Annotated in this window: 18 protein-coding genes and 1 riboswitch; of the genes, 1 reads left to right on the forward strand and 17 read right to left on the reverse strand. The window is 54.2% G+C overall.

The genetic code is table 11. The features are described from left to right. The first annotated feature begins 67 nt into the window (after positions 1 to 67). Entirely contained in the window at positions 68 to 3,865 is a 3,798-nt protein-coding gene (locus tag FCS97_RS02270) for an NACHT domain-containing protein (protein ID WP_138516239.1), read from the forward strand. On the opposite strand, the gene FCS97_RS02275 is transcribed toward FCS97_RS02270, so the two are convergent. The 17 genes from FCS97_RS02275 to FCS97_RS02355 form a co-directional block, all read right to left on the reverse strand. Continuing rightward, positions 3,866 to 4,414 (reverse strand): histidine phosphatase family protein, encoded by a 549-nt coding sequence (locus FCS97_RS02275; protein ID WP_138516241.1) that lies wholly within the window; start codon positions 4,412 to 4,414, stop codon positions 3,866 to 3,868. After that, positions 4,414 to 5,244: an adenosylcobinamide-GDP ribazoletransferase gene (locus FCS97_RS02280; RefSeq protein WP_246065754.1), complete on the reverse strand. Its 831-nt coding sequence runs from the start codon at positions 5,242 to 5,244 to the stop codon at positions 4,414 to 4,416. Before FCS97_RS02280 ends, FCS97_RS02275 begins: the two co-directional genes overlap by 1 nt. Further along, entirely contained in the window at positions 5,241 to 6,320 is a 1,080-nt protein-coding gene (cobT, locus tag FCS97_RS02285; protein ID WP_138517765.1) for a nicotinate-nucleotide--dimethylbenzimidazole phosphoribosyltransferase, read from the reverse strand. Before cobT ends, FCS97_RS02280 begins: the two co-directional genes overlap by 4 nt. A 29-nt stretch (positions 6,321 to 6,349) precedes the next feature. Further along, entirely contained in the window at positions 6,350 to 7,813 is a 1,464-nt protein-coding gene (locus tag FCS97_RS02290; RefSeq protein WP_138516243.1) for a cobyric acid synthase, read from the reverse strand. Beyond that, positions 7,810 to 8,781, reverse strand: coding sequence for an aminotransferase class I/II-fold pyridoxal phosphate-dependent enzyme (locus FCS97_RS02295; RefSeq protein WP_138516245.1), 972 nt, complete (start codon positions 8,779 to 8,781; stop codon positions 7,810 to 7,812). Before FCS97_RS02295 ends, FCS97_RS02290 begins: the two co-directional genes overlap by 4 nt. Beyond that, entirely contained in the window at positions 8,778 to 9,737 is a 960-nt protein-coding gene (gene cbiB, locus FCS97_RS02300; protein WP_138516247.1) for an adenosylcobinamide-phosphate synthase CbiB, read from the reverse strand. The genes FCS97_RS02295 and cbiB overlap by 4 nt, the downstream gene beginning before the upstream one ends. Positions 9,738 to 9,739: 2 nt before the next feature. Next, on the reverse strand, positions 9,740 to 10,441 hold the full coding sequence (bluB, locus tag FCS97_RS02305) for a 5,6-dimethylbenzimidazole synthase (RefSeq protein WP_138516249.1): 702 nt from the start codon (positions 10,439 to 10,441) through the stop codon (positions 9,740 to 9,742). A 10-nt stretch (positions 10,442 to 10,451) separates the two neighbouring features. Further along, positions 10,452 to 11,033 (reverse strand): cob(I)yrinic acid a,c-diamide adenosyltransferase, encoded by a 582-nt coding sequence (gene cobO / locus FCS97_RS02310; protein WP_138516251.1) that lies wholly within the window; start codon positions 11,031 to 11,033, stop codon positions 10,452 to 10,454. 16 nt (positions 11,034 to 11,049) lie between these two features. Further along, a complete protein-coding gene (locus FCS97_RS02315; protein ID WP_342776945.1) occupies positions 11,050 to 11,844 on the reverse strand; it encodes an ABC transporter ATP-binding protein in 795 nt (264 codons plus the stop codon). A 1-nt stretch (position 11,845) separates the two neighbouring features. After that, entirely contained in the window at positions 11,846 to 12,832 is a 987-nt protein-coding gene (locus tag FCS97_RS02320) for a FecCD family ABC transporter permease (protein ID WP_138516253.1), read from the reverse strand. Further along, positions 12,829 to 13,632 (reverse strand): ABC transporter substrate-binding protein, encoded by an 804-nt coding sequence (locus FCS97_RS02325; protein WP_246065992.1) that lies wholly within the window; start codon positions 13,630 to 13,632, stop codon positions 12,829 to 12,831. The genes FCS97_RS02320 and FCS97_RS02325 overlap by 4 nt, the downstream gene beginning before the upstream one ends. A gap of 29 nt (positions 13,633 to 13,661) precedes the next feature. Beyond that, the gene (locus FCS97_RS02330; protein ID WP_138517767.1) at positions 13,662 to 14,231 is read right to left on the reverse strand and encodes a bifunctional adenosylcobinamide kinase/adenosylcobinamide-phosphate guanylyltransferase; all 570 of its coding nucleotides are present in this window, start codon (positions 14,229 to 14,231) and stop codon (positions 13,662 to 13,664) included. Between the two features lie 22 nt (positions 14,232 to 14,253). Then, positions 14,254 to 16,113 carry a TonB-dependent receptor domain-containing protein gene (locus tag FCS97_RS02335; protein WP_138516257.1) on the reverse strand — a complete coding sequence of 620 codons (1,860 nt, stop codon included), beginning with the start codon at positions 16,111 to 16,113 and terminating at the stop codon, positions 14,254 to 14,256. 65 nt (positions 16,114 to 16,178) lie between these two features. Further along, positions 16,179 to 16,382: riboswitch (cobalamin riboswitch) on the reverse strand. 41 nt (positions 16,383 to 16,423) lie between these two features. Continuing rightward, positions 16,424 to 16,969 (reverse strand): lipocalin family protein, encoded by a 546-nt coding sequence (locus tag FCS97_RS02340; RefSeq protein ID WP_138516259.1) that lies wholly within the window; start codon positions 16,967 to 16,969, stop codon positions 16,424 to 16,426. Positions 16,970 to 17,052: 83 nt separating this feature from the next. After that, positions 17,053 to 17,442: a hypothetical protein gene (locus FCS97_RS02345; RefSeq protein ID WP_138516261.1), complete on the reverse strand. Its 390-nt coding sequence runs from the start codon at positions 17,440 to 17,442 to the stop codon at positions 17,053 to 17,055. A 33-nt stretch (positions 17,443 to 17,475) separates the two neighbouring features. After that, the gene (locus tag FCS97_RS02350; protein WP_138516262.1) at positions 17,476 to 18,030 is read right to left on the reverse strand and encodes a chlorite dismutase family protein; all 555 of its coding nucleotides are present in this window, start codon (positions 18,028 to 18,030) and stop codon (positions 17,476 to 17,478) included. Positions 18,031 to 18,110: 80 nt separating this feature from the next. Next, positions 18,111 to 18,569: an SRPBCC family protein gene (locus FCS97_RS02355; RefSeq protein ID WP_138516264.1), complete on the reverse strand. Its 459-nt coding sequence runs from the start codon at positions 18,567 to 18,569 to the stop codon at positions 18,111 to 18,113. Between the last annotated feature and the right edge of the window lie 59 nt (positions 18,570 to 18,628).

Raw genomic sequence — 18,628 nt, forward strand, 5'->3', positions numbered from 1 at the left:
AGTCAGTGAGTTTCTCGATGAAGAGCTTGCCGATTTAACTGAAGAACCTGTCATTTATCTGGACGCCTTGGACGAAGCGCGCAACACAACAAGCAATGCTGGAAAGCTACTGTGGCAAGTTGCAAAAAAACTGAGGCAATTGGGCCACCCACCATTCAGAATTTCATGCCGGGCTGCGGACTGGTATGGTGATCTGGATCATAATGATTTAAAACGAGTTGATCCGGCTCTTCGGATTTTCAAGCTTGATGAACTCTCAATCGATGACAGGTTTGTGCAGCAATACATCAAGGAGCAGTTGAATGCCAGGCCGGGCAATATGCCTGCCGCGGAATTTTTGAACCGGGTAGAACAACAAAACCTGAAGGCCTTGCTAGCTAATCCCTTATTGATCAGGCTGCTGATCGACTCAATTCACAACCATCAGTTTCCCGAGTCGCGGCGTGAGGTATTTGAATTTGCTACTCAAAAGCTGGCTAAAGAACACGACAAGCACTATCAAAAGTACGCCCCGGATGAAAAATATTCGATTGACGACATCGTGGATCGAGCGGGCTACTTGTGCAGCATCATGTTGTTCAGCAACCGCTTGGGCTTCGCTTTAAGCGATGGGAATGCACACAGCAATACTCATTTACAATCCGATGAATTGGGCGGGCTAAACTCCCTAAGCCTGCGCGCACTGCGAAGTACACTTTTCCGACCATCCCATTTACCAGACACTGCCGAGCCTTTTCACCGAACAGTTGCAGAATTTTTGGCTGCAAAATGGATCGCAAAACAGATTGAACAACACACTTTGCCAATCGGTCGAGTACTGCGCCTGTTCGAAGGTTTTGACAAAAAAACAGTGGCTAGTTTAAGGGGACTATTCGCCTGGGTAGCCACCCTTAGCCTTGGTGCTTTTCAGCGTATGGTTGAAATTGATCCGCTTGGCATTGCAATTTATGGCGATGCCGCCTACCTAAGCACGACACAAAAAAAACAAGTGATTCTTGCGCTTCAAAGGGAAGCCAAAACTTATTTCGGTTTTAGCTGGCAAGTTCCCTTCAAAAGCCCGCTTCACGCACTTTGGGACCCAGCGTTTGAATCGTTTTTTATCGAAAATTTCACCAACGTATCCAGAGAAAAACCTCACCAAGCTTTCATGCGTGAACTGCTGTGCATATTGCAAGGTAACAAGGCAAGTGATCAATTAGCATTTGCTTTAGAAAAAATTGTTGCAGACCACAGTTTCTGGGACAGTGTTCGAAGCGCCGCGCTTGATGTACTTCTGGTTGCGCCCGAACAGCAAAGTCATATTTTGTCATTGCTTGATCAAATTAAGAACGATGAAATCGAAGACCCAGAAGACCAATTGTTGGGCGCATTGCTAAGCACACTCTACCCCTTGGCAATATCCACAACATCGATTCTTCGCTACCTTCATCGCGCCAAGAATCCAAATTTAATCGGCGACTATCTTTATTTTTGGGAACATGAATTACCAAAACGTGTGCCGAAAGGTGATCTTCCAGTTTTGCTGGATCAACTGGCCAAAAGACTTGATTTGCCATGGCCGAGAACGGAAAGTCTTAATTTGCAAAGAATGATCGGCAAGTTGGTTCTACGCGGCCTGAATGAGCTGGGCGATGAAGCACATGATGAGCAGTTGTTCACATGGCTTGGTATTGGCCAAGATGAATATGGCCATGTCGACCGAACTGCAGAACATCAACAACAAATTGGCACGTGGTTTGGTGAACGGGAAGGTCGATACCTTTCATTCCTTGAAAAAGCCGTTGAGAAATCACTTTCAAAAAAAAATCCATACTATGCCTACCACACAACGAAGGAATGGATTTTTGTCAATAAATTGCCGGTCCAACTGGGCTTGTGGCATTTGAAAAAAGCGGATTCAGCAACTACCCACACTGCCGTGGAAATTCATGTGGGTGAAGCCATACGCTATCTTTCATTTCAACAGGGAAATGAAGGACTTTCGCTGGAGATGATCGACGAATTTTCATTAAAACACCCGGAGCACAGCGACTACATTCAAGCGCACTTTTTTCATGAACTCTCTAACGATGAACTTGAACTAGCCAAACACCGAAACAATTCAATACAGATAGCCAATCAAAGAAAAACTGAAACCACGAAAACGCTTTCAAACAATTTAGACGCGATTAAAGCTGGCACAGCCAGTTTGGGAATATTTTATAAGCTCGCAATTGTTTGGCTGGACCTTGCCACCGACATAAGTGGAAGTAATCCACAACAACGATTCGACAGCCTTTGTTTCAACGGCACAGAAGTTTATCAGGCAGCCAGAGCGGGATTTGCAAAATTCATTCTGTTGTCTGCTTTTGCAAACCACACCGAAATTATCGAATCCTATACAAACAGCAAAAGACCCTGGAATCACTTCCCTGCAATTATTGGCCTGGAGGTTCTTTTCGAAGAAAACCCGAATGCTTTTACATCAATCGATGAAAACCGGTTGAAAAGTTTTGTTGCCACGCAACTGGCTTATGGCCTGGAAGAAAAGCCGAAGTGGCTTGAGTATGTCGCCCAAATTAAGCCACTGCCGGTTTCAGAAGTTTGGGTTCGGTTTGTGCTGGCCACCTTCAAGAAGGTTCAGCTTCATGGAGCAAACATTTCCGGGATTTGCGATTGGCCTGAGTATCTTGAAGTTGCATTGATTGGCGTGCCCCGAGTGCTTGAAAAATATCCAGTTCGCAGCCGCTCGGATCAACTGGGTAATTTACGGCGCTTGCTTTACTTTGCCATACAAAATCTGCCTGAAAAGTTGCAGCCCATGGTCAAGAAAAAGTTGAACAATAAAAGTATGGACGCTGCCCAGCGTGTGTACTGGATCACGACTGGCTTGGCGATTGATTCGTCTGCTTATGAAAGCCAGTTGATTACCGAGTTGGTAAATTCAGAAACCAAAGCGAATTATTTTTTCCAGTTTATTGAACACAGTGCACGTGAAAACAATTATATATCCAGCACATCAGCCCTGTTTTTATCTCGATTGATTGAGGTGATTGCACCGAATGCAAACCCTGGCATTGAAAATATGGAGAATGCAGTTAGTCGTTCTGGTGAATTGTGGCGGAGCCTGCGCCGCTTGATCACCCAGCTCGGTGAAAGCGAAGACCCTGACGCACTGACAGAACTTCGACGACTTCAGCAATTGCCCGAACTGGAAAAAATCAATTTTCTACTTGAACACACTGCTTATGATGTGCAAATTCGCGTTCGGGAAAAGTCGTTTGCATTCCTGAAACCAGAAGGTCTAATCAAGGTTCTAAACAATCGCGAGCCTGTTGATGTAAAAGACCTGCAGCAATTGATTGTTGAACATCTTGACGACTACGCTGAGATGATTCACAAGAACAAGGCAAATATCTATGCCTTCTTTTGGGATAAAAACAAAACACGTCGCCCCGCAGATGAAAATTATTGTCGGAATATTATTCTCCACGAGTTGGAAAACAAACTTTCACGACACGGCATTGGATTTGAACCTGAGGCCCAGCATGTCAACAACAAACGGGCAGACATTAAGGCATTATTCAGCAACAAGTTTTCTGTTTCTATGGAATTCAAATGCGACTGGAACAAGGATCTTTGGAAAGGCCTGCCTGAACAGTTGATCAACCAGTATTCCATTGAGCCTAATGCGAATAGGCATGGAATTTATGTCGTGCTGTGGTTTGGAAAACATGACCGTGGGCCTATTCCTGAAACGCTGGACGGCTCACCCAAACCCCAAACACCCAAGCAACTTGAAGAGTATCTTTTGAGTTTACTGAACCCGGAAGAAAAACAACGAATACTTGTTCGGGTTATCAACCTTGAATGGACTGGTGCCTGATCATCCAGAAATTTCAACACCGTACAACCCACCCGGCTCTAACACCGTGGCAGGCCAGTTTGCAGCCTGTTGAACTGGCACCAGGCCGCGTTCAACAATCCACTGCACTGCGCGAATAACGCCTGCGTGGGTAATCCACAGTTCCTCACCTTGCATGCCCTGCAAAGCCTGCCCCACGCGCTGCAACACCGTTTGCGTGCTTTCAATTCCACCAAAACAATGGTGATCAAAGTCGGCCAGCCAGGCATCGAATGCGGGTTTTGGCACAGCATCCCATGGCTGCATCTCCCAGCAACCGAAATTCATTTCATTCAGGCGCGTGTCTACTGTGGCAGCAGGAAGATCGGGCCGCAACACCGCCAAATGATTTGCAAGTTGCTGCGCACGTATTAAACCGGAAACCCGCAGCACCAAACCCTGTGGCAATTGTTCAGCGGCCAACTTGGCAGCCAACAGGCTTGCAGCATCATCGGCGGGCACATCGCTTGCGCCATAGCAAATGCCGGAAGGCAGTAACACCGGCGCATGGCGAATCAGCCAAAGCTTCATCAGGCGTGTGCCAATGGCAAGGCCACAACAAAACCAAGATAAAACGCGACTTCACACAATTGCTGTGTGGCGCCCAAACCGTCGCCCGTAAAACCAGCCAACCTGCGTTTGAGCAAACGGAACATGTAGCCCAGTGCTATCACTGCACCTAACAGGCCAGCCCACCACGGCATGCCGGGCGCAAGCATATGCAGCGGGCCCAATGCCAAACCTGTCCACAGCGCAGCCGCCCACAAACTGCTGTTGCCAATTTGATCCGCCAAGGGCTTGGATTTTGATTGCTGTGTGTCGCCCACATGCGGCAAGCTGCGAATAATGAACAGCGGCAAAAAGCGGGAAAACACATGCGCGGCAAACACCGCCACAGCGACCACCAGCGTTGTGGCAAGTTGCAGCAAGGTTGCCAACAAGCCCACTTTAAGCAAGATGATCAGCACCAGCGCCAGTGCGCCGTAAGTACCAACCCGTGAATCTTTCATGATGTCGAGTGCGCGTTCGCGATCCAGGCTGCCACCCAAGCCATCGGCCGTGTCGGCCAAACCATCTTCATGAAATGCACCGGTCAACATGACACCAAACACTGTGCACAACACCGCAGCCACCCAGCTTGCGGCGGGCACTTCGGGCAAAGCCCACAACAGCCCCCACAATACCCCTGCACTGCTGGTACCAAGCAGCCAGCCCACACCGGGGAAGTGTGCCGCACTGGCACGCAACATGGCCGGCGAGAAACCCACCCATTCAGCCAGCTTGCCGGTTACAGGAATGCGTGTAAAAAACTGCACGGCCAGCAGGTAGTGGCGAATGAATTGCAAGAGGTGATGGATCATTCCGACGGTGCTTGTGTTGATGTTGTGGAAGCGGAATTGTCCGCACGCGACACACTGGCTGAATCAAAACTGGCCATGTCGCGCAGCAAAGCGCAGGCCGACACCAGCAGTGGCCAGGCCATGGCAGCGCCAGAACCTTCGCCCAAACGCATCCCCAGATCAAGCAGGGGCTGCGCGTTCAAGTATTTCAGCATGTTGCGGTGGCCCTGCTCGCCCGATTGGTGCGCGAAAACACAATACGCCAACACATTGGGGCACATTGCGTGGGCAAGCAACACCGCCGCCGTGGCAATAAAACCATCCACCACCACCACACGGCGTTCGCTGGCCGCTTGCAACACAGCACCCACCATGGTGGCAATTTCGAACCCGCCCAGGGCAGCCAGAATTTCCATGGGCGATTCAACATTTGTATGGCGATGCAGCACCTCTCGCAAAATATTCGCCTTGCGCTGAACAGCCTCGGCATTCAAGCCGGTGCCTGCGCCTGTGCATTCGGCAATGTCGTGCCCGGTAAAACGGGCCATGAGCAGAGAAGCTGCCGAGGTATTGCCAATGCCCATTTCTCCCAGCAACAGCACATTGCCGGGCAGGCTGCGAAGCAATTCAATGCCGTTGTTCATGGCCTGTTCGCATTGCTCAATGGACATGGCGGGCCCTTCAAAACTGTTGGCTGTGCCATGGGCAATTTTGCGGATGTACAGGCCGTTGCGTGCGGTGAAGTCGTGCTGAACACCGCAATCCACCACACTCAAATTCAAACTGTGTTGGTGCGCCAATACGCTGACAGCCGCACCACCCGCCAGAAAATTTTCCACCATTTGCCAGGTCACATCGCTGGGGTAAGCCGACACCCCACCCTGCCGCGTCAAACCATGGTCGCCCGCAAACACGATCAGCTGCGGTTCTTCAAGCACAGGGCTTTCAGTGCCCAGCAACATGCCAATTTGAATGGCCAGTGTTTCAATTCGGCCCAGAGAACCGACGGGTTTTGTTTTGTTGTCGATCTTTGTTTGAAGCCGTGCTTGCAGCAATGGGTTGTGCAGGCTTTCAATGGCAGGCAAATTCAAAAACATAATCAGTGGTACCCGCGAATAAATTTCAATCAAGTTTCAATCAGCGCATTCAACACGCCTGGCTCTACATGGCGCTCCAGAAAATCGGCCAATCCGTTGAACACGCTTTCCAGCGTGGGGGCATGCGCACCAAACAATGCAGCCAGTACAGCAGGGTCTTCAAACAGGCCATGCACATACACACCCAATACATTGCCAGTGGCATTTTGCCAGCCCAAGCCGGGCAACACCTCGTGGGCCAATTGCCCAGCCTCGGCCAGTGCGGGGTGTTGCATTGTGCGGCCATGGTGAATTTCATAACCGTTCACCGGCTGTTGCGCCAACGCAGCCCAAGGCCCTTGCACGCCCCCAAAACGCAGGTGGGCGCGGCGCACGGTTTTGTCGGGCTCAAAACAGGTGACCAAGGGCAAAAGCCCCAGCCCCGGTGCATTGCCGTCAATGCCATGTGAATCGACCAAGGCTTCGCCCAGCATTTGCAGGCCGCCACAAATGCCCAAAACTGGCTTGCCTTGACCTGCGTGGCTTGCCACAGTTTGATCAAGCCCCTGTTCACGAAGCCATGCCAAATCGGCTGTAGTGTGTTTGGAACCCGGCAAGACAATCCAGTCTGCACCTGCGCAATCGGCCGGGGTGCGGGCCCACACCAAACGCACGCCGGGCATGTTTTTCAAGGGCTGGAATTCATCCAGATTGCTGATGCGGGGAAGCGCCACCACTGCAATCGTGGTGTGCACCGCGCCCGTGGCCTTGCTTCGGTCATCGAACACGCCGTCTTCTTCGGGCAAACCATGCTGAAACCACATGGGCAAGGTCGCCACCGTGGGCACGCCAGTCAACTGGTGTAACTGTTCCGGCGCAGGGGCCAACAAGGCGGCATCACCCCGAAATTTATTCAACACAAACCCACGGATCAATGCACGTTCCTCAGCGGGCAACAAAGCCCAGGTGCCGTACAGGTGCGCAAAGGCACCGCCACGATCAATGTCGCTAACCAGCAGGCAACGTGCCTGTGCATGCACAGCCACCCGCATGTTCACAATGTCGCTGGCATGCAGGTTGATTTCAGCAGGCGAACCTGCACCCTCGATAACCACCACATCGTTTTCAACGCGCAAGGTGTCGAGCGCTGCCGCAATGTGTGGCCACACCTGTGCGCTGCGTTCACGCCAAGGTGTTTTGCTCAGTGCCGGGTCTACTTGCCCCAGCACCACCACCTGGCTTTTGGTGTCGGCTTCGGGTTTCAACAACACCGGGTTCATGTTCACACTGGGTTCGCAACAGGCGGCCAGCGCCTGAAAATACTGGGCCGAACCAATCTCACCTTCACGTCCATTCAGGCCAGCCACCACACGGGCATTGTTGCTCATGTTTTGTGCCTTGAATGGGGCTACTTTCAAACCCATGCGTGCGTAATGGCGGCACAGTGCGGTGGTTACCCAACTTTTGCCTGCGCCACTGCTGGTGCCCAACACCATGACACACACTGCGGTCATGGCTGCAAAGCCTTTGAAAGTGCAGCCATGGCTTGCGGCCCTTGCGCGCACAAACGCCACCAACCGGGCAAGCCAAAGGAAGTGGCATCACGCAGCTTGATGCCATGTACACGCAGGTGTACTTCACCAATTTCACGGGGTGCCCTGGCACACACAAACGAAGCAATGCTGGGCTGAATTTCCCAACCGTTCTCGTGAAGGCAATCCAGCAAATCCAGCTTCCACTGCGCCAGCACACCGCGACTTTCCGCCAGCCAACTTTGTGTTTCGGGCAGGGTCCAAGCCTGCAGCATGGCTTGGGCATGCGTGCCAATTGGCCAGGAAGGAGCAAGGCTGTTCAAGGCGCACACCGCTCGGCTTTCGCCCAAGGGTGCGATCGCGTAGGCGCCACGAATACCTGTCATGCCCAAGGCCTTGTTGGGTGACCACAATTGCCACAAGTGATCTCGCTGTTGCAGGCTTGCGCGTGCCTGTTCATCCAGGCACAAAGGTTCATAAGCACAATCGAGTACGGCAACCACATCGGGATGATTCGCCACAAGCTTCAATATCTCAGGCGATTCAGCTTGCCCCAAGGGGCTGGAAGGGTTGCACAACCAAACCAATCCTGCCCGGTTTGCGTCATCAACGCGTTCCATGTCCCACACCTGCGCGGCGTGGGCATAATCGCCGTAGGCATGTTGCGGTACCCAGTATGAACTGCAGCCTTTGCGCCACTGGCAAGTGGTCAGGCGTTGAATGAATTCGCTGGCACTGCCCGCAACCACAATTCTGGACTCGTCCACTTGGTGAAAGCGGGCCAATGCAGCGCGCAAAGTTGTGTAATTCGGGTCGGGGTAGCGCAGTGCGTCGGCCTGTTGAACCGCATTCAACACCGCAGGGCAAGGCCCCACCGCATTGGCATTGCTGGAAAAATCGAAGGGCACAGGCCCATGCTCATCGGTACCGCCATGTATGCGTGTGTTCATGCCAAGCCCCACAAAACAGCTGCCATGCAAAAAACTGCAATGAATACCACCACTTGTGCACAAGCATGCAAGGCGACTTCGGTGTGCGCACTGCGCGGGTCATCCCCTTGTGCATTCAAACAATACACCCCTTCCTTTTCAAGACGAATATTCATCCCCAAAGCCAATGCCCCCATGGGCCAGCCTCCGTTCGGTGATGGGGTTTGTTGTGCCACAGCGGGCAACTGCGGCAACCGTCGCCCTTTGAACCACAGGGCAATCAGCAAGGCAGTGATGCGGGCGGGTACCCAGGACAACACATCGTCTGCGCGCGCAGCCCACTTGCCGGCCCAGGTCCAGTCGCGCCCGGCACGTTCGCCCCGGTAGCCCCACATGGCATCGGCGGTGTTGGCAAAGCGGTAAACCGCAGCACCGGGCAAACCAAACAGCACAAACCAGAACAGCGGGGCCACCACCGAATCATTCAAATTTTCTGCAAGCGTGGAAATGGCCGCTTGCCGAACCTGCGCTTCATTCAGGGTATTCACATCGCGGCTCACCAAGCGCGCCACCTGTTGCTGGCCTTCGGGCAGCGAGCGTTGCAAGGCGTGTTCAACATCGCGCACTTCATCGCGCAGCACCCGCCAGGCCAGCATGGGTTTAAGCAGCAAGCCCACAAGCGCCACCTGAACCAGCCAATGCATTGTGGCCACCCACATTGAAATGGCCACAGCCAGCATGCACACAACAGCAACGCCCACCCACCAGGCCAGCGCACCGGCGGTAAATTCACGCAGCGGGTTTCGAGACAGCTTTTCAATCTCAGGTGCAAACAATCGCCCCGCCCACGCAAGGTAGTTGCCCATCCACACCACTGGGTGCCAGCGTGCGGGGGGTTCGCCAAAGCAATAGTCCAACAGCAAGGCGACCAGCATGGCAGCGGCCAGAATGTTGATTGGGGTGCTGTCAAACCACATGGCTAGTGGTCCTCGTTGGCAGGCGGCGAACCGGCTTGGCTCGCAAATACGGCACTGGCTTTGCCCCAGGTGTCGTCAAACACCAAACCCGACAAGGCCTCGCATTGGGCCCAGTGCTGTTGCGCCAGCATGGGTTCTGCGTAATAGCCCTCGACCGGTCCCAGGCACAGCACGGCAATCGGGCTTGCGCCTTCGGGCAGGCCCAACACTACAGCCAGTTCAGCAGGTTCAAACAGCGACACCCAACCCATGCCCAGCCCTTCAACCCTTGCGGCCAGCCACAGGTTTTGAATGGCACAGGCGGCCGATGCCAAATCCATTTCAGGCATGGTGCGCCTGCCAAAAACATGGCGCTCACGGCCATCGGCCAGCGCAACCACCAGCACCTCGGCTGCATCCAGAATGCCCTGTACTTTCAGCTGCATGAATTCGCTTTCGCGTTGTCCAAGTGCACGTGCAGTTTCAATACGTTCAGCCTCGACCAGCGCATGCAAGCGCACACGGGTGTCGTGGTTCTGAATGCGCAAAAAACGCCAGGGCTGCATGTAGCCCACACTGGGTGCCTGGTGGGCCGCCTGCAACAATCGCTGCAACACATCGCTAGGCACCTGCCCGCCACAAAAGTGGCGCATGTCGCGCCGCTCGCGAATGGCGCGGTACACTGCCGCCGATTCACGTGGGGAAAAAGGCGTGGCTTTTTTCATCACGGCCGGTTTAATCCTCAATGCCGCGTTGGGCTGGAATTCCAGCCTTGAATGCATGTTTGATCATGGCCATTTCGGTCACAGTGTCGGCCAGGTCGATCACCTCTTGCGGGCAGCGCCGCCCGGTGATCACCACATGCACATCCTTTGGCCTGTTGCGCAAGGTTTGTAACACGTCATCCAACGGTATCCAGCCGTAAATCAAACCGTAGGTCAATTCATCCAGCACCACCATGAAATGTTCGCCGCCCAGAATGGTGTCGCGAGCTTTGGCCCAGCCATCGCGGGCCAGTTTCGCCGAATGTTCAATGTCTTTACTTTTCCAGCTAAAGCCATCGCCCAGCCCTTCAATGGACAAGCCCAGTTGCTCAAGCGCACGGTGCTCACCAAAACGCGCACTGGGTACCTTCATGAATTGGTAAATTTTTACCAGCTTGCCGTGCACATGGGTGCGGCCAAAGGCACGCATGGCCAAACCAAATGCGGCGGTGCTTTTGCCTTTGCCATCGCCGGTGTTCACAATGATCAAACCACGCCGTTCGCCTTCGGGGCGGTCGTAGCGTTTTTCAGTGGGGGGCGTTTCAATTTGCATGGGTTTTCTCTCGCGGTCAGGTTGGCAACACAAGCCAACGGTTGTTCACCTGGTGAATGGAAAGCCGGTGGTCGAATACAGTTTGCAAGGCGTGGTGTGCGGCCGCATCATGGCTGGGGCCTGCGTATTGCAACTGGCCTGCTTGCATCACCAGCAGGTCGTCGGCCAGCAAGGCCAGGGAAATTTCATGCAACACAGTGACCACGGTTCGGCCCTCTGCCACCAGTCCACGCACCAGCGCTATCCAGTCAGCCTGGTGCGGCGGGTCCAGGTTGGCCAAAGGTTCGTCCATCAACACCATGTCGGCTTGAACAGCCAGTAACCTTGCCAGCAATACGCGCTGGCGTTCGCCACCGGAAAGGCTGCCCAGAAGACGGTCTCGCCATTCCCACACCCGGGTTTGTTCCATGGCCCGTTGCACGGCGGCGTGGTCGGCCGGGCCGGGCGGGCTTAGCCAGGGCAAGTGGGGAAAGCGGCCCAGCATCACAATGTCGTAGGTGCTTAAATCATCGGCGGCCTGGTCGGCCCCGCCTTGCGCAAGCCACGCCACTGTTTTGGCGCGTTCGCGGTGTGCATAGGCTTGCAAGTCTTGTCCATTCACTTTGACATGGCCTTGCCGGGCAGGCACAAGCCCCGCAAGCGCGCGCAACAATGTGGATTTGCCCGCACCGTTGGGGCCCACCACACAGGTCCAACGGCCCCGCGTAATGGTGGCATTCAAGTGGTGCAGCACAGGGCGTACCTGGCGTGCAGCGCCCAGCGACACGCACAAATCATTCACTTCAAATGCAGCAGCTTTGTTCACGTTCACCTTACCCCGCCCTTCGGTGCATCAGCCACAGCAAATAGCCACCGCCCAGTGTGGCGGTCAGCACACCCACCGGAATTTCCTGGGGTGCAATCAAACCGCGGGCCAGAATGTCGGCGGCCAACAGCAGCACGCCACCCATCAGGCTGGCCAACACCACCAACTGCGCATAAGTTGTTCGCACAGCGGCGCGCACCAAATGTGGCGCTGCCAAACCCACAAAGGCAATCAGGCCGGTGTGGGCCACTGCTGTGCCAGTGGCCAAAGCCACCACGGCAATCAGCGCCATGCGGGCCGGGCGCAGCGGCATGCCCAGGCTTTGGGCCGTGTGCTCGCCCAGGGTGAGCGCATCAAGCGTTCGGGAAAAGGCCCAAGCCACACCCAGGCACAACACGCCGACAAGCAGCATGATGCCCAGCGACTGCCAACCCACAAAACCGGTAGAACCGAGAATGAAGGCTTGCATGGCCTGCAAGGTTTGCGGAACCGCAATGGTGATCAGCGATGTCAGCGCACCCAACACCATGCCCACCACCACACCGGCCAACAGCAAACGCAATGTGTGTTGCACACCTTTGGCCAAGGTGAGGGTTAACAGCACTGCACCCACTGCGCCCAGAAACGCAGCACCGGTCAAGCCCAACCGCACCACCCAGGCCTCGGCAAACGGCGAAACACCCAGCGTGGCCAGCGACACCGCCACCGCCAGCGAGGCTCCCGACGCACTGCCCAGCAAAAACGGATCGGCCAAAGGGTTTCGAAACAAGCCCTGCGCCACGGCACCAGCCAGCCCAAGCAGCGCACCTACAGCCCATGCACCCAGTGTGCGGGGTGCGCGAATGTCCAACACAATTTGACTGGCCACCGGATCGGCCCACATGTGCCACACCGATTCAAGGCCAGTGCTGCCCACGCCCAAACCAAGGGCGCTTAGCAACAGGCTTAAGACCAGCAAAAAAATTCCCCATGCAAGGCTTGCCCGTGTATTCATGGCGCACCTGCACTGTGTTTCAGAATGCACTGCGCCAGCAAGCGGGCACCTTCGGCCATGCGGGGGCCGGGGCGCACAATGGCGTCTTCATCGTCGCTGTTGAAAATGCAAATGCGTTGTTCACGCACAGCCCGCAGGCGCTGCCAACCGGGGCGCTCAGTCATGCCTTGCACATTGCGTTGCCCCACCATGATCAAATCGGGGTTGGCACGCACCACAAATTCCGGGTTCAGTTTTGGAAATGGGCCCAGTTCAGCAGGCACCACATTGCCCACACCCAGGCGCTTAAGCGTTTGGCCGATAAAAGAAGATTCACCGGCAGCATAAGGTGCACGGTTCACTTCAAAGTACACACGAATGCCGCGCGCATGTTGCGGCAAGGAACTGGCAGCTGCTGACACACCGGCGTCCACCTTGCGCCATACCTGCTCGGCTTTTGCTGGCGCAAGGCCCAAGGCCTGCGCAACCTTTGCAATGACCACCTGCACCTGTTCGTGGGTTTTGGGTTCAAGCATCAGTACTTTCAGGCCCAGTGCCTGCAAACGTTCTGCTGCACGTGACGATTCTGCCATTAACACCAAGTCTGGTTTCAAGGCCACAATGGCTTCAATATTGGGATCAATACCACCGCCCACGCGTGGCAGCTGTTGCACAGAAGCAGGCCAGTTGGAATAACGGTCCACACCCACCAAACGGCTGCACTCGCCAAGCGCGCACACACTTTCAGTGAGCGAGGGCAACAGGCTAACGATGCGTTGTGGGGCAGCATGCGCAGCCCAAGTGCAACACGCCAACAACATGGCCAACACATTGCGCAGGCAAAGCAGCTTCATTGTGAAGTTCCTTTGACAGGCACCGCCTGCCCGGCCACCATCAAGGTAACCCGTTCACAAACGTTGGCGATGGCTTGGTTCAAACGCCCCAGTTCGTCCACATAATCGCGAACCTCTTTGCCCATGGGCACCACACCCAAACCAATTTCATTGCTGACCAACACCACAGGGCCGGGCAAATTCGCCAATGTGTCCAGCAAGCCGCTGACTGAATCTTGAAAATTTCCAGTGGGTACAGGCAAGCCGGGCGGCGGCATCAGCCAATTCACCAGCCACAAGGTTAAACAATCAACAAGCATCAAAGTGTTGGGTGCGCTGTGTTGCTTCAGCACTGAAGTCAAATTCAAGGTTTCTTCAACTGCCACCAAACCGGGTACACGCAAGGCGCGGTCAAGCTGATGTTGCACAATGCGTTGCCTCATTTCGGAATCGCCCGCATAGGCTGTGGCCACCAGCACAGCGTGCCGCTGCGGGCCGGCTGCCAGCCATTGCATGGCCAGGTTCTCAGCGCGGCGCGATTTGCCACTGCGCTGACCACCCAATATCAATTCAGAACGGGCAAGCATGTGCTTCAATCAGGTTTCACCCTTAAAAAGACCAATTGGCCGACACAAACAGGTTTCTGCCCGGTGTGGTAAAGCCATTGGCCAGTGAATAGGTTTTGTCGGTGAGGTTATTCAAGCGGGCCGACACGGACAAGTCCTGATTCACCTTGTGGCTTATACCCGCGTTCAGCAAACCATAACCGCCCAGCTCAATATTGGGATCACTGGAGCGAATTGCTCTGTCTTCCCGGTCGCTGGCCAGCTTTAGCTCCCCATAGTACTGCCAGGGACCGGTTTCACGGCTCAAGTTTAAATTGAATACATGGCGTGCAATGCGAACAATGCGTTTGTTGTCGGGTTCGGTTTTTGGGTCGGTGTAATCGTAAGACGCTTTCACTAATATTGTTTCAAACTGGCGATCCACTGCAAAGGTGGCACCCTGCAAGGTGGCACGCGCCGACTGCACTGCCGTAGACGGTGTGATGAAACCCTGCACCCTGTTGTGATACACCACGGCACTGGCTGCAATGGCCGGGGCTGCGTATTTCACACCCAGTTCTTTGGAACGACTGCGCTGGGGTTGCAAATTCGGATTACCAAACCCCGGGAAATACAGCTGGTTGAATGTGGGGGCCTGAAAACTGCTGCCTGTGCTGCCCACCAGGCGCCATTGCGAATTCAGCTTGTAACCCGCAGACACTGCATAGTTGTTGAAACGCCCAAACTGCGAATTGTCGTCGCTTCGCAGCACACCCAGCGCGTCCCACTGCGTGCGATTCAAGGCATACGCGGCCATAAAACTGTCGATGCTTCGGGCCTTCACCGCATAATCGGTTTCGCTGTCCACTTCTTCGTTGCGCTGTTCTGCAAGCAAGGTCAGTACATCTTTGTCAAAGCTGATGTCGTTTTGCCAGCTGTATTGATCGCGCTTGGTGTTGAACCGTGCACGGCCAGCGTCTGCACCATCCGACAAACGGCGATATTCACTCAACGATTTGTCATCGGCCTGCGCCAGCAGCACAGTCGACTTCCAGCGCGGTGCGAATTTGGCCACCCATTGCAGGCTGGACTGATTCAGTTCCGGTTTTGCAATCGCTTCGCTGGTTTGTGAATTCAGGGCCAACGGGTTTGGAAAGGGGTTGCCGTCGAAACCGTACTCGCCTTCGCTGTACAAGGTTTGAAATTTCAATTGGTGATTGGTGTGCACATCGGCCACCAAACTGAAATTCAGGCTGCTGCTTTCAAACGGATCTTCGTCCGGGTTCAAACCCGACGCGGCAGGTGTTTTGGCATCAATGCCTGTGCCCCGCTCATGGGAAAAACCCAGGCTGTAGCCAAACATGCCTGTTTTGCCACTGAAGTGCGCTGCGCCCAACCGTTGACCATCGCTGCCCACACCCACGCTAACGGACCGCCGGGGTGTACCCGCTTGCCGCGTGATGATTTGAATGACCCCGCCCACCGCATCAGGACCATACAGGGCCGAAGCGGCGCCACGCAAAATCTCGATGCGCTCGATTGATTCAAGCGGAATGGTTTCCAGAGAAAAACCGCCACTGGTGGCCGAACCCACCCGCACGCCATCGACCAGCAAAATGGTTTGTGTGGCCGATGCACCACGCAGAAACAAAGTGGTGTTGGACCGGTAACTGCCGTTGGACGAAATTTGTACGCCCGGCTGTTGGGCCAGCACTTCGCGCAGCGAGGTTTGCCCGGCACGGCTCAGGGTTTCACGGTCGATTACCGTGACATCGGCCAACACTTCTGTGATGGCTTGCTCGGTGCGGGTGGCAGTAACCACCACAGAATCGAACAGGGGATTTGTTTGTGCAAATACAGAACCGGTCGCCGGGAAGGCAACGGACATGGCAAGACAAAGCTTGCCCAAACGAATTGAGTGCATGATAAGTTGATTGGATAAGTACCCTCACCGCCTTCCCCGACAGTGCATGGGACACAGTGCGCCATTGGCGCACCCCGTTGTTGGCCGGTATCCGGGCTGGCAGACTTACCCTCACCACCTTCTCAGGCGTTTGAAAACACCCAATGGTTTTTGATGAGAGCCAAGCTAGACGCTTGTCTGCGTACCGTTGCGGGGGCAGCGCTAAAGAGCTTCCCGTTTAACTTCAGAACAGGGACTGTTCCGAGAGCACCAACAAACCAGATTGTACAGCAGCACAGCGCAATTTTTGGGGATTCAAACGGCGCATGGTTTAATTGACTTGTGGTGAGAGCTCAAGCTTGTTCAAGTCGAAGCCCTTGGCGTTCAGCCGTTGCAGCAGCGCCTCATATTTGGCTGGGTTCACCTGTTGGGTGCGCGACAACACCCACAAAAATTCTCGCTTGGGCTCGCTAACCGCAACCAACTGGTACTCGGGGTCAATGTCAATCACCCAGTAATCACCCCACACCATTGGCAGCCAACTTAACCAGGCAGGCGCAAAGCGTACCTCAAGCTTGGGCGATTTCAAACCGCCAATTTGACGGGCCTGCCCCTCAACTTCCTCCATCTCGCTGTTGGCCAACTGGCAGCGATTCAGCACTTTCACTGTGCCGTCCTTTCGCAAAGAATAGGCTGCGCTGGTGTTGGCCACACATTGCTTCTGGAAGCGGTTGGGGTACTTGGCGATTTCAAACCAGGTGCCCATGTAACGGGGTAAATCCAGGGACTGAATGGTTTGAAGCGGTTGAGGGGGTTCGGCTGCAAAAATTGGAAAAGCCGCATGGATAAAAAACAAGAAAGAAAGCAGCAACTTCATTGCAAGCCCCTGAATCAAATGAGAAAGGAGTTTGGCACAGTTCTGATTAAAATGGGGCGCGGGTATTTTCAGTGACACACACTTTAAATCCAGCGCTTCACAGCCTCGGCTGTGTCGCCTGGGTTGGTGTTGAAGCAGATTTTCGCGCCCGGTGCATGCGTGTGAATAGTATTGATGATTGTCTCGAACAATAGAAAATGGGTGGGCACAGTACGCACCCCGGCACCGACAAGCACACAATCAAACTGTTTCTGACTCAGTGCATTCCGAAGCACCATGTCAGCCGTCGCACCAAAGTCGGTCAAGCAAATTTGTGCGTCATAACCCTGCGCTTGTAAGCTGGCTGCGCCTGCGTTCAAACCTTGGAGTATCTTCTCAGCAGTCAGTCCGGGAAATGCCGCGTATTCCGGACTGGAAAAATCTATCAGCTCAGGCTGAAGGCCCACAATCAAAACCTGCTTGCGTGTTTCCATGCTTTTCTCCCACTGAATACTTGCCTTTGACTGTCAGAAGTTGTCCTTCATCAGTCGAATATCAATCTCGCGCTCCACATACTTCCATTCTTCCGAGGTCCGCAGTTTGACAAGCAACGCATCAAACGCATCTGTGTGCTCAGGCGCAAATTCAAACCAGGTTAAAAAATCAAACGGCTCGCCCAGGTCGCGAGAGTGGTGAAGCTGCCGGGCAATTTCAGGCAAGTAGGCCAAGCCAATTTCAGTGTGATGCGACTGCGCCTCGAAAATGGCCCGACGCTCGTCTTGTGACAAAGCCCACCACTGCGCATTTTTCTTGATTGGAATCAGTGCAGCACAGGTGGAGGCAGTTCGATTCAATCCCTCTTGCCTTGCACGCAGCTGGGTAATTTCATGCCGTTCGGCATAGCGCACATTGCTGGTAAAACCTTGAAGTACCCAAGTGCTAACCTGGCTTAGCTGGCTTGCCGGGGTATTCACTACATTCAGCCTTGGCACGGTTTCAATAGGTTCACCAACAATGGCCTCGCAGCGGGTAACACGCCATTGGCCCTCGGGGCCGCCGATGAATGAGTAGTGGTTGTTCATGTGGGGAGCGGGGTATCGGTTTGAGTCACCAATATCCCAGCTTGCCCGACGCCGGTCAAGCGTCTTGACAACAACTTTGGTCAACCATGGTCTGGAATATCAGGCTCCACCAACTTGGCCAATTGCTCAAGCGATTCCTGCCAACCTAAATAACACATTTCAACAGGTATGACCGAAGGGATTCCTTCCTGAACAATCCGCAATGCCGTCCCGCAGACCACCGTTTCAAGATCCACAGTCACGACCATTTCACCAGGTAAGTTGGGGTCATCAAATTGATCTGTGCTACGAATACGCTGGTTGGTTACAAGCTCCAGATACTTCACTTCGAACGTGTGGCTGCTGCCGGTGCTGAAGTTGGTAAATGACATGCGATAGCCACCGCCCTCCCGCACATCCATTTCATGGATGGTACCTGTGAAGCCGTAAGGTGGGCTCCAATACTCCAACGCACTTTTATCAGTAAACGCCTTGTATACCCGCTCTGCTGGGGCGCGCAGTACCCTGTGCAACTTCACTGTTCCTGTGCTGTTCGACATCGTAGTCTCCTTGAAAGTTGTGCCTACCTAGGTAGTCGAATGGGGTATGGTGAAATCGA

The organism is Limnobacter alexandrii (genome assembly GCF_005871185.1).
GTDB lineage: Bacteria > Pseudomonadota > Gammaproteobacteria > Burkholderiales > Burkholderiaceae_B > Limnobacter > Limnobacter alexandrii.

Coding starts and splice junctions, on each gene's coding strand:
- FCS97_RS02275 (WP_138516241.1), bottom strand. CDS start 4,414: ATGAAGCTTTGGCTGATTCGCCATGCGCCGGTGTTACTGCCTTCCGGC.
- FCS97_RS02280 (WP_246065754.1), bottom strand. CDS start 5,244: ATGATCCATCACCTCTTGCAATTCATTCGCCACTACCTGCTGGCCGTG.
- cobT (WP_138517765.1), bottom strand. CDS start 6,320: ATGTTTTTGAATTTGCCTGCCATTGAAAGCCTGCACAACCCATTGCTG.
- FCS97_RS02290 (WP_138516243.1), bottom strand. CDS start 7,813: ATGACCGCAGTGTGTGTCATGGTGTTGGGCACCAGCAGTGGCGCAGGC.
- FCS97_RS02295 (WP_138516245.1), bottom strand. CDS start 8,781: ATGAACACACGCATACATGGCGGTACCGATGAGCATGGGCCTGTGCCC.
- cbiB (WP_138516247.1), bottom strand. CDS start 9,737: ATGTGGTTTGACAGCACCCCAATCAACATTCTGGCCGCTGCCATGCTG.
- bluB (WP_138516249.1), bottom strand. CDS start 10,441: ATGAAAAAAGCCACGCCTTTTTCCCCACGTGAATCGGCGGCAGTGTAC.
- cobO (WP_138516251.1), bottom strand. CDS start 11,033: ATGCAAATTGAAACGCCCCCCACTGAAAAACGCTACGACCGCCCCGAA.
- FCS97_RS02320 (WP_138516253.1), bottom strand. CDS start 12,832: ATGAATACACGGGCAAGCCTTGCATGGGGAATTTTTTTGCTGGTCTTA.
- FCS97_RS02325 (WP_246065992.1), bottom strand. CDS start 13,632: ATGTTGTTGGCGTGTTGCACTTGGGCTGCGCATGCTGCCCCACAACGC.
- FCS97_RS02330 (WP_138517767.1), bottom strand. CDS start 14,231: ATGCTTGCCCGTTCTGAATTGATATTGGGTGGTCAGCGCAGTGGCAAA.
- FCS97_RS02335 (WP_138516257.1), bottom strand. CDS start 16,113: ATGCACTCAATTCGTTTGGGCAAGCTTTGTCTTGCCATGTCCGTTGCC.
- FCS97_RS02340 (WP_138516259.1), bottom strand. CDS start 16,969: ATGAAGTTGCTGCTTTCTTTCTTGTTTTTTATCCATGCGGCTTTTCCA.
- FCS97_RS02345 (WP_138516261.1), bottom strand. CDS start 17,442: ATGGAAACACGCAAGCAGGTTTTGATTGTGGGCCTTCAGCCTGAGCTG.
- FCS97_RS02350 (WP_138516262.1), bottom strand. CDS start 18,030: ATGAACAACCACTACTCATTCATCGGCGGCCCCGAGGGCCAATGGCGT.
- FCS97_RS02355 (WP_138516264.1), bottom strand. CDS start 18,569: ATGTCGAACAGCACAGGAACAGTGAAGTTGCACAGGGTACTGCGCGCC.